This is a genomic window from Leifsonia sp. 563 (genome assembly GCF_040545055.1).
Taxonomy (GTDB): domain Bacteria; phylum Actinomycetota; class Actinomycetes; order Actinomycetales; family Microbacteriaceae; genus Leifsonia.
The window spans coordinates 447029-461337 of record NZ_JBEPLE010000002.1; the positions used below are offsets into that span (position 1 = coordinate 447029).

Consider the following 14309-nt stretch of genomic DNA (forward strand, 5'->3'; position numbering starts at 1 on the left):
TGCGGTGGTGTCGGACGATGCGGTGGCGTCAGACGATGTTGAGCAGCAGGTGGCCCGACGAGACGGTCTCGCCGACGCTCGCGTTCATGCCGGAGACGGTGCCGTCCTTGTGGGCGGTCAGCGGCTGCTCCATCTTCATGGCCTCGAGCACCAGCACCAGGTCGCCCTTGACGACCGGGTCGCCATCGGCCACGGCGACCTTCACCACGGTGGCCTGCATCGGAGCGGTGACGGAGTCGCCGGTCGCGGTGTCCACCGCGTGCGCGGCGCCGCGGCGACGCGGAGCGGGGGCACCGGACGGCTCGCCGGCACCACCGCTGAGGAGGCGCGCGGGGAGGGAGACCTCGATGCGCTTGCCCTCGACCTCGACGACGACGTTGCTGCGGCGCTCCGCGGCCGGATGGTCGCCGAGCTCGCCCGACCACGGCTCGATCTCATTGACCCACTCGGTCTCGATCCAGCGCGTGTAGACGGAGAACGGCTCGCCGTCCTGCGGTGCGAAGGCGGGGTCGCGCACGATGGCACGGTGGAAGGGGAGGACGGTCGGAAGGCCCGCGACCTCGAACTCGTCCAGCGCGCGGCGGGAGCGCTCGAGGGCCTCCTCGCGGCTGGCGCCGGTCACGATGAGCTTGGCCAGCATGGAGTCGAACGAGCCGCTGATCACGTCGCCCGCCTGGATGCCGCTGTCGACGCGGACGCCGGGGCCGCTCGGGGCCTTGAACACGTGGACGGGCCCGGGGGAGGGGATGAAGCCGCGTCCCGCGTCCTCACCGTTGATGCGGAACTCGAACGAGTGGCCGCGGGGAGCCGGGTCGTCGTAGTCGAGCTCGCCGCCCTCGGCGAGACGGAACTGCTCGCGGACGAGGTCGATGCCGGTGACCTCCTCCGAGACGCAGTGCTCGACCTGGAGGCGCGTGTTCACCTCGAGGAACGAGACGGTGCCGTCCTTGCCGATGAGGAACTCGCACGTCCCGGCGCCCTGATAACCGACCTCCTTGAGGATGGCCTTGGACGACGAGTAGAGCTTCTCGGTCTGCTCGGGGGTGAGGAACGGCGCGGGCGCCTCCTCGACGAGCTTCTGGTGCCGGCGCTGCAGCGAGCAGTCGCGGGTGGAGACGACGACGACGTTGCCGTAGGCGTCCGCGAGGCACTGGGTCTCGACGTGGCGCGGCTGGTCGAGGTACTTCTCGACGAAGCACTCGCCCCGGCCGAAGGCGGCGATCGCCTCGCGCGTGGCCGACTCGAACAGCTCCGCCACTTCCTCGCGGGCGCGGGCGACCTTCAGGCCGCGGCCGCCGCCCCCGAACGCCGCCTTGATGGCGACGGGAAGCCCGTAGACGTCGACGAAGTCGAGCACCTCGGCCGCGTCCTTGACCGGGTTGAGCGTTCCAGGGGCGAGCGGCGCCCCCACCTTCTCGGCGACGTGACGCGCCGAGACCTTGTCGCCCAGGCGCTCGATGGCCTCCGGGGACGGGCCGATCCAGGTCAGCCCGGAGTCGATGACGGCGCGGGCGAAGTCCGCGTTCTCGGCGAGGAAGCCGTAACCCGGATGCACGGCGTCGGCACCCGAGCGGCGCGCGACCGACAGGAGCTTGTCGATGACGAGGTACGTCTCGGCGCTCGTGGTCCCGTCCAGCGCGTAGGCCTCGTCGGCGAGGCGGACGTGGAGGGCGTCCCGGTCCTGGTCCGCGTACACGGCGACGGAGGCGATCCCGCTGTCCTTCGCCGCACGGATGACGCGGACGGCGATCTCGCCGCGGTTGGCGATCAAAACCTTGGTGATACGTGGCACAGTTCCCTAGCCTATTGCTCGAAATCGGAGTGGATTTGGGCGATCCCCACAAAAATGGGCGACCGAAGACTCCGGCAGCCTACAACGGCTTGCGTCAGCGACCGCGGTTCCAGAGCGATGTCCACGGCACGCCGAGCTCGCGCACGAGCTCTCGCAGCGTCGAAAGGGAGAGGCCCACCACCGTGCTCGGATCGCCGTCCACCCGGGTGATGAAGGGTCCGCCGAGACTGTCGATCGTGAAGGAGCCCGCCACCTCGAGCGGCTCGCCGCTCGCCACGTAGGCGTCGATCTCGTCATCCGTGACGTCCGCGAACGTGACGGAGGCGACGGCGGTCGCGCCGGCCGCGGCGTTCTCCCGGCCGTCGCGGTGGTCGATCAGCCAGTGGCCGGAATGGAGGGTGCCCGTGCGTCCGCGCTGCTGAATCCAGCGCTCGCGGGCGACCTCGGGGAGGTGGGGCTTGCCATGGATGGCGCCGTCGATCGCGAAGGCCGAGTCGCCGCCCAGGATCAGCCCGTCGATCGGCTCGCCGTCCAGGGTGCCACGCACCGCTTCCGCCTTCAGCCGCGCGAGGAGCTGGACCATCGCGTCGGCGCTCAGCGGACCGTGCTCGGCCTCCGCCGCGGCGACAGCGGCCGGTTCGTCGACGTGCGAAGGAACGACCACCGGCTCGACGCCGGCGGCACGCAGCAACGCGAGGCGGGCGGGCGAGGTGGAGGCGAGGTAGAGGCGCATGGTCACCTGTGGGATGCTCGAAGGATGCCCCAGAAGGACGAGGTCGAGCTCGACATTACCAACGTGGCCCACGGCGGGGTGTTCGTCGCGCGCCACGAAGGCCGGGTCGTCTTCGTGCCCGACACGATGCCGGGCGAGCGTGTTCGCGTCCGCATCGCGGACACCAGCCACGAGCGCTTCTGGCGCGGAGAGGTCGTCGAGGTCGTCGAGGCCGCGCCCGAACGGCAACCGCACGTGTGGGGAGCCGCCGCCATCGAGCGCCGGCCCACCGAGCGTGCGGGTGGCGCCGAGTTCGGGCACATCCGGCTCGACCACCAGCGCGAGCTGAAGCGGCGCGTGATCGAAGACGCCCTGCAGCGCACCGCCAAGCTGCCCGCCGACGCGATCGCGGCAGCCGGGGTCGACGGCTCCCCGGTCCGCGTCGAGCCGGTGGAGGGCGAAACGGGCGACGGCACGGGATGGCGCACCCGTGTCCGTCTGCAGGTCGACGGCGCCGGCCGCCTCGGTCCGTACGTGCAGCGCTCGCACACCGTCATCCCGGTCACCGACCTGCCCCTCGCGACCGACGCCGTCCAGGAGGCCACCCCGTTCGGGCAGCAGTTCCCCGGAGCCGAGTCGGTCGACGTCGTCGCCACCGGGCTCGGCGCCTCCCACGTGCTCGTCAACGACAGGCCCGTGCGCTCCGGACGGCGGAACGTCCGACCGCGGCGCCGTCCGGTCCCCATCCGCGAGCGTGTCGGCGACCGCGAGTTCCGGCTGGATGCGCGCGGCTTCTGGCAGGTGCACCGCGCCGCCGCCCAGACCCTCACCCAGGCCGTCCAGTCCGCGGTCGACGAGGCGCTCTTCGACCCCCGTGCAGCGAACCTCGACCTGTACGGCGGCGTCGGCCTCCTCGCCGCCGCCCTCGGTGACCGCTTCGGCTCGACGCTCCGCATCACCTCCGTCGAGAGCGACGAGGCCGCGACCGACGACGCAGCCGAGAACCTCGCCGACTGGGTCGGCGCCTCGGCGATCACCGACCGCGTCGAGCGCTACGTCACCCGGCTCGCCGGAGAGGCGTCGGCGGCGGAGCGCGCCCGGCTGCGGGCCGCGACGGTCGTCCTCGACCCGCCCCGCTCCGGTGCCGGCCGCGAGGTCGTCGACGCGATCGCCTCCCTCTCGCCCGCTCAGGTGGTCTACGTTGCCTGCGACCCCGTCGCGCTCGCCCGCGACCTCGCCTTCTTCGCCGGCCACGGCTACGACCTGCGCGGGATGCGCGCTTTCGACCTCTTCCCGAACACCCACCACGTCGAAGCCGTCGCCACCCTCACCCGCTGATGGGCTGACACGCGGGGCGCGAATCGACGACCGACACGCGCCCACCCCAACGCGCTGACGTCCGGACGACCCTCCGCATGCATTCACCCCCTACGATGGTCAACATGGTGCGGGTGGCAATCGTCGACGATCACGAGTCCGTGCGTCTCGGGCTGAAGGCGGCCTGCCAGGACGCCGGCTACGACGTGGTCCTGACCGCGCCGACGGTGGACGACTTCGTCGCCCAGCTCGGCTCCCAGGAGTGCGACGTCGTCGTCCTCGACCTGTCGCTCGGCGACGGCTCCAAGGTGACCGACAACGTCAAGCGGGCCCAGGCGACCGGGGCCGCAGTGCTGGTGCACAGCATCGCCGATCGCGTCGCCAGCGTCCGCGAGGCGCTCGCCGCCGGAGCCGCAGGCGTCATCCCGAAGTCGTCACCCACAACGACGGTCATCAGCGCCATAGCCACGGTCGCGCGCGGCGATGTCCTCAACAACCTCGAATGGGCGACGGCGATCGACGCGGACAGCGACTTCGCCAAAGCGCAGCTCGGGCGACGCGAACGCGACGTCCTGCACCTGTACGCCTCCGGCCTCCCTCTGAAGGCGGTCGCCGCCCAGCTGGGCATCGCGAACTCCACCGCCCGCGAGTACCTCGACCGCATCCGCGTCAAATACGTGGAAGTCGGGCGGCCGGCGCCGACGAAGGTGGACCTCCTCCGACGCGCCGTGGAGGACGGCATCCTTCCCGGGCTCGACCCCGAGACAGGCAATGAGCGCTCCTAGCGGGGTTCGCCCCGGGGCGCCGCTCGAACCGGCCAAGCCCCGCAACCCCCTCAGCCGGGCGCGGATCGAGCGCATCGCCGACCGCACGGTGTCCGCCTTCGGGCTCGTCTTCGGTCTGCAGACCCTCCCGACGGCACTCGGCCAGCTCAGCGCGCTCCGCGAGCCGTGGGGCGCCGTCTGGATGATCGGGATCTTCGGCGGCCTCGCCCTCACCGTGATCCTCGCTGTCGTGCAGCGCGGGGTGAAGATCGCGATGGGCGTCCTGTCGGTTCTGTACCTCGCGGCGATCGTCACCTGGCCGCTGCTCGTCCGCGACCCGAGTGCGTTCAGCTCCGACAAGCCGTGGGTGTGGTTCCTGTGCTCCGTCTTCACGGCCTTCGCGGCTGTCGCCTACCCGCTCTGGCTCGCGATCGCCTACACGTTCATCGCGCCCATCGCCTACGGCGTCGTCCGGGCGCTTCCGGCCGGCGGCGGCGTCGGATTCGAGCTGGGTGCGCTCGACGCGATCTACGCCATCATCCTCGGCGGCGTCATCCTCGCGATCATCGCGATGATGCGCCAGGCGTCGAGCGCCGTGGATGCGGCCCAGAGCCAGGCGCTCGCCCGGTACGCCACCGCGGTCCGCCAGCACGCGACTGAGGTCGAGCGCGTGCAGGTCGACGCCATCGTCCACGACAGCGTGCTCACGACCCTGCTCTCGGCCGCGTCCGCGAGGACACCGGAGCAGAAGGAGCTCGCGGCGGCGATGGCCGCCGACGCGATCGGGCACTTGCACGCAGCCGAGGCATCCACGCCCGAGGACCAGTCCCTGGTCGGCCTCAACCAGCTCGCGGAGCGCCTCGTGACCTCCGCCAACGCGTTCTCATCGCCGTTCGAGGTCGAGGTGCGCGACGTCGAGGTGCACATGCTGCCTGTGAACGTCGCCGAGGCGGTCTACTCGGCCGCGGTCCAGGCGATGGTGAACAGCATGCAGCACGCGGGCGGCCCGGAGGTGCACCGCGGCCTGTCGATCCGCGGCGGCGGGCCGGCGGCCACGGTCGAGATCATCGTCGGCGACGACGGACGCGGGTTCACCGAGGCGGAAGTGCCGGCGGAGCGGCTCGGCCTGCGCATCAGCATCCGCGACCGTCTCGCCAAGGTCGGCGGTCGCGCGGACATCCGCTCCGAACCGGGCGAGGGCACGACCGTCACGATCCTCTGGCCGTCCGCCGAACCGCAGCCCGTCGGCGCCCAGGCGCCCGGGGCGGCCCGCTTCGATCAGCAGGGTCCTTTCGCACCGGGCGAGGCGCGAGAGACGGAGGCGGCGGAGTGATCACCCTCAATCGCGTCCTCTTCCTCATCCTCGGCGCTCTGTTCTCCGCCTATCACCTCTTCCTCGCGCTGTCGTCGCTGTGGATGCCGCGCACGGCCGGCCCGATCGTCGTCGCGATGGTCCTGTACGGCGTCGCGACGGTGATGAGCCTGTGGCCCACCAGCCCGACCAAGATGCCGCTCTGGCTCGCCGCCTTCGACCTCGCCGTCTGCGTCGTCATCCCGATCCTCGTCACGAGCCAGCTGGATCCGTCCAAGGACAACGGATACGCCACCTGGTACGTCGCCGCCGTCGGCACGCTGATGACCATCTGCGCGGTCCGGCGGCAGCAGATCGTCGCGTGGGCCGGCGTCGCCTTCCTGGCCGTGCAGACGGTCGTCTGGGCCGGTCTCGGCGCGCTCGCAGGGCTCGGCGTCATCGGCTCGGTCGTGTGGGTCGGTGTCGCCGTCGTGATCTCCGGCTCGCTCGCGAAAGCCGGCCGCGATGCCCTCCAGTTCGCCCGTGCCGAGCGCGAGGCGACGGAGTGGCAGGCTGCACAGGAGGCGCACGTCATGGAGCGCCAGCTGCGGCTCCGTCAGACCTACCGGGTCGCCGCTCCGATGCTCGCCGAGATCGTCCGCCGCGGGGGAGACCTCACCGAGGCGGAGCGACGTGAGTGCCGGTATCTCGAGGGCGCGATCCGCGATGAGATCCGCGGCCGCCGTCTGCTCAACGACGACGTCCGGCGCGAGGTGATGGATGCGCGCCGCCGTGGTGTCGTCGTCAGCTTGCTGGACGAGGGCGGCATCGACGACATCGACCAGCGCGGGCTCGAGACCGTGCTCCGGCGGCTGGCCGACGCCATCCGCGGGACGACGACGGACAAGCTGATCATCCGGACCGTACCCCGGTCGTCGAAGACCGCGGTGACCGTCGTGGGCCTGCGCATGTCGGACGATGGCGCGGCGAATGCCCTCGGCGCGGAGTCGGAGGACGACGAGGTCGACCTCTGGTTGGAGATCCCCCGGCCGGTCGGCTGAACCTCGCCCGAGCTCGGTCGTTCCTGCCCGTGACGGAGAACGGCCCGTTAACGAGGAGAAAGGGGCCGACACCCGAATTGTCGGCCCCTTTTCAAACCCCGAGTCAGGGCGACAACCCGAATATCGCCCTGACTCGCCCCCAAAGCACTCGCCCGCTTACCCTAGTCGGCGAGTGATTGGCGGTGTGACTCACGAGGAGAGACACCTAGCAATATCTATAGTGGCTGCGCTCCCAGAAAATACATAGTCGTCATTTTGGAGGACACCTGGGGGACATCTCACGACCCCCGTTCGCGGGACATGCCGAAGAATCCGCGTGTCCCTTACTCGGGGGACGCCCGGATCGGGGTACATCTCAGCCCGAGAACGACCGCCAGGCACCCGCTCCGGGCCGGAGCTCGCCGCGTAGGTTCCGCTGCGTGCGTGCCCAGGCATCCGGACCCTGCTCGGCCCTGGCCTCCCGACCGGCGGCCGCCTGCTCGGCGGCAGCGGCGGTCAGGACGGCGGTGACCGCAGCGATCTCCTCCGCGGTCACGCTTCGGGTGAGGAACCGCAGCTGCGACGGATCGAGCGGCGCACCGCTCTGGGCCTCCTGGCCGGTCACAGCGGGATGTTCCCGTGCTTCTTCGGGGGCAGCGTGGCCCGCTTGGTGCGGAGCGCGCGCAACGCCTTGATGACCGACACGCGCGTCGCCGCGGGCTCGATCACGCCGTCGAGTTCGCCGCGCTCGGCCGCGAGGAACGGGCTAGCGACGTTGTAGGTGTACTCGTTGGCGAGCTTCGTGCGGACGGCCGCCACATCCTCGCCGGCCTCTTCCGCGCGCTTGATCTCGCCGCGGTAGAGGATGTTCACGGCACCCTGGCCGCCCATCACCGCGATCTCGGCGGTGGGCCACGCGAGGTTCATGTCGGCGCCGAGCTGCTTGGAGCCCATGACGATGTACGCGCCGCCGTACGCCTTGCGGGTGATGATGGTCACCAGCGGCACGGTCGCCTCGGCGTAGGCGTACAGCAGCTTCGCCCCGCGCCGGATCACGCCCGTCCACTCCTGGTCGGTGCCGGGAAGGTAGCCGGGCACATCCACCAGGGTGAGGATCGGGATGCTGAAGGCATCGCAGAAGCGGACGAACCGGGAGGCCTTCTCGCCGGCGTCGATGTTCAGCGTCCCTGCCATCGCGCTCGGCTGGTTCGCGACGATGCCCACCGACCGGCCCTCGACGCGGGCGAACCCGATGACGATGTTGGGGGCGAACAACGGCTGGATCTCGAGGAACTCGCCGTCGTCGACCACGCCCTCGATGATCGTCTTCACGTCGTAGGGCTGGTTGGGGGAGTCCGGGATGATCGTGTTCAGCCGGCGGTCGGCGTCGGTGATCTCGAGCTCCGGCTCGGCCTGGAAGGTCGGCAGCTCGGCGAGGTTGTTCTGCGGCAGGTAGCTGAGCAGGGTCCGCGCGTAGTCGAGCGCGTCCTCCTCGTCACTGGCGAGGTAGTGGGCGACGCCGGAGACCTTGTTGTGGGTCAGCGCGCCGCCGAGCTCCTCGAAGCCGACGTCCTCGCCGGTGACCGTCTTGATGACGTCCGGGCCGGTGACGAACATGTGGCTGGACTTGTCGACCATGATGACGAAGTCGGTGAGGGCGGGGGAGTACACGGCGCCGCCGGCTGCCGGGCCCATCACGATGGAGATCTGCGGGATGACGCCGGAGGCCGCGGTGTTGCGGCGGAAGATCTCGCCGTACTTGCCGAGGGCGACGACGCCCTCCTGGATGCGGGCGCCGCCGGAGTCGAGGATGCCGATCATCGGAACGCCCGTCTTGAGAGCGTGGTCCATGACCTTGATGATCTTCTCGCCGGCCACCTCGCCGAGGGAGCCGCCGAAGATGGTGAAGTCCTGGCTGAACACCGCGACATTGCGGCCGTGGATGGTGCCGACGCCGGTGACGACCGCGTCGCCGTACGGGCGCTTGGCCTCCATGCCGAAGGCGTGGGTGCGGTGGCGGACGAACTCGTCGAACTCCACGAAGGAGCCCTGGTCGAGCAGAAGGTCGATGCGCTCACGCGCGGTCAGCTTGCCCTTGGCGTGCTGCTTCTCGATCGCCGCCTGACCGCTCGCGGTGACGGCCTCGTGGAACCGTTCCTTCAGGTCGGCGAGCTTGCCGGCGGTGGTGGTCAGGTCGGGGAGCTGATCGGTCTGACGAGGTTCGGTGTCGGTCACGTCGTTCACTCTACCGGCCAGCCGAATGGCCGTGCCGTTGACGAAACCCTACAAATCCACCGGCCTGCGCTGGCAGACTGGCCCAGTGCGAGAGACTGACCCCGTGGACTTCCGACGCAGCCGAACCATCGTCCCCGTGCTCGAGGTGCTCCCCGAGGCGGGTTCCACCAACGACGTCCTGAGCGCCCGTGCCGGTGACCTCCCGGACCTCGCGGTGGTGATCACGGGCAACCAGACCGGCGGTCGCGGCCGGCTCGGCCGGGTGTGGGTGACGCCGCCAGGGAGAGCCCTGGCGATCTCCGTTCTGCTCAAGCCGGTCGGCCTGCCGCCGGAGTCGTTCGGCTGGTTCCCGCTGCTCGGCGGCCTGGCGATGAGCCGCGCGCTCGGCCGGTTCGTCCCGGGCGGTGTGCAGGTCAAGTGGCCCAACGACGTCCTCATCGAGGGCGACAAGGTGTGCGGGATCCTCGCCGAACTGCTGCCCGGGATGTCGGGGCTGGTGATCGGCGCCGGCGTCAACCTCATGCAGACGCGCGACGAGCTCCCGACCGAGACCTCGACCTCGCTGGCACTCGCCGGCGCGCACGATGTGGACGCGGATGCGGTGCTCTCGGCCTACCTCATCCAGTTGACGACGTTGTACCGCGAGTTCCTGGCCGCCGACGGCGATCCGCTCCGCAGCGCGCTGCGCGATGAGGTCGCCGAGGCCTGCCACACCATCGGCCGGCCGGTCCGCGTGCAGCTGCCGTCGGGCGACGACCTCCTCGGCACCGCCGTCGGCATCGACGAGAGCGGGAGGCTGATCGTGGAGTCGGATGCGGGCCGCACCGCTGTGGCGGCGGGCGACGTGACGCACCTGCGGTATTAATGGAGCATGAGCAGCAGCCCGGACGGGATACCCGCCCAGCCGCCCGAGCGTGTGGTGGCCCGGCTGCGTTCGAACGCCCGCCGGCTGTTCTTCCCGAGCCTCGTGCTGATCGCGACCGCCGGCGCGGTCGGGTACCTCGCGGGCCGGGTCGGTGAGGTCTGGGAGATCGTCCTGCTGTGGTCCGCCGCGGCTGCCGTCGTGCTCCTGCTCTTCCTCCTGCCGCTGGCGGCGTGGCTGAGCCGCCGCTACACGATCACCAACCGCCGTCTGATCATCCGGCACGGCTTCTTCGTGCGCGTGCGCCAGGAGCTGCTGCACAGCCGCGGCTACGACGTGAGCGTGCGGCGGACGTGGCTGCAGAGCCTGTTCCGCTCCGGCGATGTGCTGATCAACTCGGGGCTCGACCATCCCGTCGTCCTGAAGGATGTGCCGAAGGCCGACCAGGTGCAGCGCGCGTTGTCCGAGCTGATGGACCACTCGCAGACCGTCGTGGCCGTGCGGCGTCAGCAGTCGCAGTCAGTCTCCGACGAGACCACGGTCTGGGGCGCTCGCTAGGGTCGAGCCGGTGATCGGCGCCTTCTCGCGGCCGCGGGCGGGCACGTGCCGGCTGGCCGAGACGGCGCCACGACGGCCGGAGCGAGCGATCGCGCGGTCAGGTGAGAACACCCACCAGCGGTAGAAGGCGAACCGGAACACCGTGCCGAGCGCGAGACCGACCACGTTGTTGGAGATGTTGTCGGCGAGCAGGCTCTGGTAGCCGAGAAGGTAGTGCGACACCCAGACGCAGAGGAGCGGGATGGCCATGCCCGCCAGGCTGACGATGAAGAACTCGATGCCCTCACGCGTGGCGTTCTCGTTGCGGTTGCCGGAGAACGCCCAGTACCGGTTGCCGATCCAGTTGGTGCCGATGGCGACCAGTGTCGCGATCGCCGTCGAGAAGAGCGTCTTGTGCGGCACGTTCACCAGCACGAAGAGCATCAGCACGTTGAACACGAGCAGATTGACCACGAAGCCGACGGCTCCGACCGCGCCGAACTTGATCAGTTGCGGGAGGAGCCGTGCGCGTCGCGCCGGTGTGCTGGTCTCGGTCGTCATGCCCCTGCCTGAGATGCGGGAAGATGGTCAGTACGTTCGTCACAGTACGCGGACCAGGTTTCGCGTTCCTGTGAGTCTTCCCGGCCAGCATGAAAAGTATCAGAGGAGCGGATGGTCCATGGCTAGTCACATCGTCGGAGTGATCGGCGGAGGTCAGCTGGCACGGATGATGATCCCCCCGGCCATCGAGCTCGGGGTCGACATCCGCGTGCTCGAGGAGGCGGAGGGCATGAGCGCCGACATCGCCGCGTCGGGCGTCGGCGACTACCGCGACCTCGACACCGTGCTCGCGTTCGCCGAGACGGTGGATGTGATCACCTTCGACCACGAGCACGTGCCGCAGGCGATCCTCCGCGAGCTGGTGTCCCGCGGCATCCCCGTGCACCCGGGACCCGACGCGCTCCTGTACGCGCAGGACAAGCTGCAGATGCGGGCCAAGCTCAGCGAGCTGGGGCTGCCGGTGCCGGACTGGGCCGCGGTGGAGTCCGCGGACGAGCTGGGCGCCTTCCTCGCCGATCACGGTGGCCGGGCCGTCGTGAAGACGGCGCGGGGCGGCTACGACGGCAAGGGCGTCCGCGTGGTGTCCGACGCGAGCGGGGCCGACGACTGGTTCCTGGCGCTCGCCGAGGACGGCCGTGGCGGAGCGCTTCTGGTCGAGGAGCTCGTGCCGTTCCGGAGGGAGCTCGCACAGCTCGTTGCGCGCCGTCCGTCGGGGGAGATCGCGGCGTGGCCGGTCGTCGAGACCGTGCAGCGCGACGGCGTCTGCGCCGAGGTGATCGCGCCGGCCCCAGGCGCAGCGGGCCGGGTGGCGGAGGTCGCCGCCGACATCGCCCGCCGCGTGGCGGACGGACTCGGCGTCACCGGGGTCCTCGCCGTCGAGCTGTTCGAGACGACGGACGGACGGGTGCTCATCAACGAGCTGGCGATGCGGCCGCACAACAGCGGCCACTGGTCGATCGAGGGCGCCGTCACCAGCCAGTTCGAGCAGCATCTGCGAGCCGTCCTCGACCTTCCGCTCGGGTCGACGGAGCCGCGCGCCGACTGGTCGGTCATGGTGAACATCCTCGGCGGCCCGTCGGAGGGCAGCCTCCAGGACCGCTACCCGGCAGCGCTCGCCGCGCATCCCGAGGCCAAGTTCCACGGCTACGGCAAGGAGCCGAGGCCCGGCCGCAAGGTCGGTCACGTGACCGTCGTGGGCGGCGAGGACATCGAGGACGTCGTGTACCGGGCCCGCGCGGCGGCCGCGTTCTTCGAGGGCTGACCAGGCCGTGCAGGGCTGAGCCGAGGGGCGGCGGGCCGCCGGTCAGCTCCCCTTCGGCTTCGCCGTCGCGGGGTTCACCGCCTGGCGCACCAGCTCCTGGATCTGCGCATAGTCCGGCTCGGTCGGGTTGATCGTCGGCGGCACCAGCTCCAGCTGTTGCACGGGCAGCTTGCGGGTCTTCATGCCCAGGTCGACGAAGTAGCCGAGCATCGACTGCGGGATGTCCGTCTTCATCACCTGCGCGCCGGCCGTCGCGATGCCCTGGAACTTCGACACGACGTTGACCGGGTTGACCTGCTTCAGGATGGCGTCCTGCAGCTGCCGCTGACGGGCCATGCGGTCGTAGTCGCTGGAGCCGTGGCGAGCGCGGGCATACCACTGGGCGTGGTAGCCGTCGAGGTGGCGCTTGCCCGGCTCGATCCACTCGGCGACCCCGTTGAGGTTCTCGTCGCCGCCGATCGGCACGCGGTCCGTGACGGTGACGTCGACGCCGCCGAGGGCGTCGATCAGGTCGGCGAAGCCCTGCATGTCGATCAGGACGTAGTACTGGATCTTCAGGCCGGTCGCGCCTTCGAGGGCGTCGCGCATGGCCTCGATGCCCGGCTCGCTCTTGTTCTTCTTCGCGTTCGGGTACAGGTCCGGCTTGTACAGCTCCACCTCGGTGTAGATGGAGTTGAGCTGGCAGACGTCGACGTCGCAGCGGTCGTTGTAGCCGTAGCCGTCCGGGTACTCGGCGTGCAGCGGGGACGAGGCCGGGAACGGCACGGGGTCGAGGTCGCGTGGCAGGCCGATGGTGACGGCCTGACCCGTGTTCGCGTCGATGCTGACGATGGACATGCTGTCCGGGCGCAGGCCGTCGCGGTCGGGGCCGGCGTCGCCGCCGAGCAGCATGATGTTGTAGCGGCCGTCGACGGGAGGCTGTGACGGCCCTGCCGAGAAGATGTCGCCGAGAGCGCCACGGGCGGACCCGGCGACGACCGACGCGTAGCCGGCGGTGCAGGCGAGGCCGACGAGGACGAGCACCGAGAACGCGGCGATCCAGCCGCGGGCGTTCGGTGCGGTGCGGATGAGGCGCACGAGACGCAGAGTGTCCAGTGTGAGCACGACCCAGAGCACCGTGTAGACGATCAGCAGTGTCTGGACGAGGGTCAGGCTGCCCGCCTGCGTGAACAGCGTGTAGATCGACGACGGCGAGACCAGGTAGACGACCAGCGTCACGATGCCGAGCAGCCAGAGCAGCAGGGTGGCGAGCACGCCGACCCGGCCGAGGACACGGTTTCCGGCGACGACCTGGGCGGAGCCGGGCAGCAGGATGTTCATGGTGACCAGCCACCAGCCCCGCTTCGTCATCGTCTGGGACGAGGAGGCGTCGGGGTGGCGCAGCGGCGTGGCGATCGTCATGGGGCGGTTCTCACAGCTGGGCTTGCAGGGCCCGGTTCTTCTGCTCGACGCTCGCCTCGAGGTCGGCGGCGAAGCGCGCGAGAGCCTCGGCGAGGGCGTCGTCGGAGGTGGCCAGGATCTTGACGGCGAGGAGTCCGGCGTTGCGCGCGCCGCCGATGGAGACGGTGGCGACCGGCACCCCGGCGGGCATCTGGACGATCGAGAGCAGGGAGTCGAGCCCGTCGAGGCGGGCGAGCGGCACCGGGACGCCGACGACGGGGAGGGTCGTGACCGCAGCCAGCATGCCGGGAAGGTGGGCTGCGCCGCCCGCTCCGGCGATGATCACCCGGACGCCGCGTCCGGCGGCCTCCTTGCCGAACGCGATCATCTTCTCCGGGGTGCGGTGGGCCGAGACGACCTCGACCTCGTGCGCGACGCCGAACTCTGTGAGCAGGCGCGAAGCCTCCTGCATGACCGTCCAGTCGGAGTCCGATCCCATGACGACGGAGACCAGCGGTGACGTGGATGCAGGCATAGCGAACATGCTAGGTGCCGCC

Annotated in this window: 14 protein-coding genes; 7 read left to right on the forward strand and 7 right to left on the reverse strand. The window is 70.4% G+C overall.

Annotated features, from left to right (window positions below):
- Positions 1 to 28: 28 nt before the first annotated feature.
- A complete protein-coding gene (locus ABIC47_RS09110) occupies positions 29 to 1792 on the reverse strand; it encodes an acetyl/propionyl/methylcrotonyl-CoA carboxylase subunit alpha (protein ID WP_354479588.1) in 1764 nt (587 codons plus the stop codon).
- A gap of 94 nt (positions 1793 to 1886) precedes the next feature.
- Positions 1887 to 2525, reverse strand: coding sequence for a Maf family protein (locus ABIC47_RS09115; protein ID WP_354480134.1), 639 nt, complete (start codon positions 2523 to 2525; stop codon positions 1887 to 1889).
- Positions 2526 to 2549: 24 nt separating this feature from the next.
- Between ABIC47_RS09115 and ABIC47_RS09120 the strand changes: the two genes are divergently transcribed.
- The 4 genes from ABIC47_RS09120 to ABIC47_RS09135 all read left to right on the forward strand — a co-directional run bounded on the left by ABIC47_RS09120 (position 2550) and on the right by ABIC47_RS09135 (position 6937).
- The gene (locus ABIC47_RS09120; protein WP_354479590.1) at positions 2550 to 3842 is read left to right on the forward strand and encodes a class I SAM-dependent RNA methyltransferase; all 1293 of its coding nucleotides are present in this window, start codon (positions 2550 to 2552) and stop codon (positions 3840 to 3842) included.
- Positions 3843 to 3946: 104 nt separating this feature from the next.
- Positions 3947 to 4606, forward strand: a complete 660-nt coding sequence (locus tag ABIC47_RS09125; RefSeq protein WP_018190023.1) for a response regulator transcription factor — start codon at positions 3947 to 3949, stop codon at positions 4604 to 4606.
- Entirely contained in the window at positions 4593 to 5918 is a 1326-nt protein-coding gene (locus ABIC47_RS09130; RefSeq protein ID WP_018190024.1) for a sensor histidine kinase, read from the forward strand. Before ABIC47_RS09125 ends, ABIC47_RS09130 begins: the two co-directional genes overlap by 14 nt.
- A complete protein-coding gene (locus tag ABIC47_RS09135; RefSeq protein WP_018190025.1) occupies positions 5915 to 6937 on the forward strand; it encodes a DUF8320 family protein in 1023 nt (340 codons plus the stop codon). Before ABIC47_RS09130 ends, ABIC47_RS09135 begins: the two co-directional genes overlap by 4 nt.
- 355 nt (positions 6938 to 7292) lie before the next feature.
- Here the strand turns inward: ABIC47_RS09135 and ABIC47_RS09140 are convergent, their stop codons facing one another.
- Together ABIC47_RS09140 and ABIC47_RS09145 are read right to left on the reverse strand one after the other, a co-directional pair.
- The gene (locus tag ABIC47_RS09140) at positions 7293 to 7541 is read right to left on the reverse strand and encodes an acyl-CoA carboxylase epsilon subunit (RefSeq protein ID WP_354479594.1); all 249 of its coding nucleotides are present in this window, start codon (positions 7539 to 7541) and stop codon (positions 7293 to 7295) included.
- On the reverse strand, positions 7538 to 9160 hold the full coding sequence (locus ABIC47_RS09145; RefSeq protein WP_018190027.1) for an acyl-CoA carboxylase subunit beta: 1623 nt from the start codon (positions 9158 to 9160) through the stop codon (positions 7538 to 7540). The genes ABIC47_RS09140 and ABIC47_RS09145 overlap by 4 nt, the downstream gene beginning before the upstream one ends.
- A 94-nt stretch (positions 9161 to 9254) precedes the next feature.
- Here ABIC47_RS09145 and ABIC47_RS09150 point away from each other — a divergent pair, with 94 nt between their 5' ends.
- Positions 9255 to 10016: a biotin--[acetyl-CoA-carboxylase] ligase gene (locus ABIC47_RS09150; protein WP_354479597.1), complete on the forward strand. Its 762-nt coding sequence runs from the start codon at positions 9255 to 9257 to the stop codon at positions 10014 to 10016.
- 6 nt (positions 10017 to 10022) lie between these two features.
- Positions 10023 to 10571 (forward strand): PH domain-containing protein, encoded by a 549-nt coding sequence (locus tag ABIC47_RS09155; protein ID WP_309857110.1) that lies wholly within the window; start codon positions 10023 to 10025, stop codon positions 10569 to 10571.
- On the opposite strand, the gene ABIC47_RS09160 is transcribed toward ABIC47_RS09155, so the two are convergent.
- Entirely contained in the window at positions 10533 to 11111 is a 579-nt protein-coding gene (locus ABIC47_RS09160) for a GtrA family protein (RefSeq protein ID WP_354479600.1), read from the reverse strand. The genes ABIC47_RS09155 and ABIC47_RS09160 overlap by 39 nt on opposite strands.
- A gap of 118 nt (positions 11112 to 11229) precedes the next feature.
- Between ABIC47_RS09160 and ABIC47_RS09165 the strand changes: the two genes are divergently transcribed.
- Positions 11230 to 12372 (forward strand): 5-(carboxyamino)imidazole ribonucleotide synthase, encoded by a 1143-nt coding sequence (locus tag ABIC47_RS09165; protein WP_354479603.1) that lies wholly within the window; start codon positions 11230 to 11232, stop codon positions 12370 to 12372.
- A 42-nt stretch (positions 12373 to 12414) separates the two neighbouring features.
- Here the strand turns inward: ABIC47_RS09165 and ABIC47_RS09170 are convergent, their stop codons facing one another.
- Both ABIC47_RS09170 and purE read right to left on the reverse strand, forming a co-directional pair.
- Positions 12415 to 13773 (reverse strand): LCP family glycopolymer transferase, encoded by a 1359-nt coding sequence (locus tag ABIC47_RS09170; RefSeq protein WP_354479606.1) that lies wholly within the window; start codon positions 13771 to 13773, stop codon positions 12415 to 12417.
- Positions 13774 to 13783: 10 nt separating this feature from the next.
- Positions 13784 to 14287: a 5-(carboxyamino)imidazole ribonucleotide mutase gene (gene purE / locus ABIC47_RS09175; RefSeq protein ID WP_026307075.1), complete on the reverse strand. Its 504-nt coding sequence runs from the start codon at positions 14285 to 14287 to the stop codon at positions 13784 to 13786.
- Positions 14288 to 14309 lie beyond the last annotated feature (22 nt).

What these genes read in the sequence shown, in the direction of transcription:
- ABIC47_RS09115 (WP_354480134.1), bottom strand. Translation starts at nt 2,525, where the DNA reads ATGCGCCTCTACCTCGCCTCCACCTCGCCCGCCCGCCTCGCGTTGCTG.
- ABIC47_RS09170 (WP_354479606.1), bottom strand. Translation starts at nt 13,773, where the DNA reads ATGACGATCGCCACGCCGCTGCGCCACCCCGACGCCTCCTCGTCCCAG.
- ABIC47_RS09130 (WP_018190024.1), top strand. Translation starts at nt 4,593, where the DNA reads ATGAGCGCTCCTAGCGGGGTTCGCCCCGGGGCGCCGCTCGAACCGGCC.
- ABIC47_RS09165 (WP_354479603.1), top strand. Translation starts at nt 11,230, where the DNA reads ATGGCTAGTCACATCGTCGGAGTGATCGGCGGAGGTCAGCTGGCACGG.
- ABIC47_RS09160 (WP_354479600.1), bottom strand. Translation starts at nt 11,111, where the DNA reads ATGACGACCGAGACCAGCACACCGGCGCGACGCGCACGGCTCCTCCCG.
- purE (WP_026307075.1), bottom strand. Translation starts at nt 14,287, where the DNA reads ATGCCTGCATCCACGTCACCGCTGGTCTCCGTCGTCATGGGATCGGAC.
- ABIC47_RS09120 (WP_354479590.1), top strand. Translation starts at nt 2,550, where the DNA reads ATGCCCCAGAAGGACGAGGTCGAGCTCGACATTACCAACGTGGCCCAC.
- ABIC47_RS09125 (WP_018190023.1), top strand. Translation starts at nt 3,947, where the DNA reads ATGGTGCGGGTGGCAATCGTCGACGATCACGAGTCCGTGCGTCTCGGG.
- ABIC47_RS09155 (WP_309857110.1), top strand. Translation starts at nt 10,023, where the DNA reads ATGAGCAGCAGCCCGGACGGGATACCCGCCCAGCCGCCCGAGCGTGTG.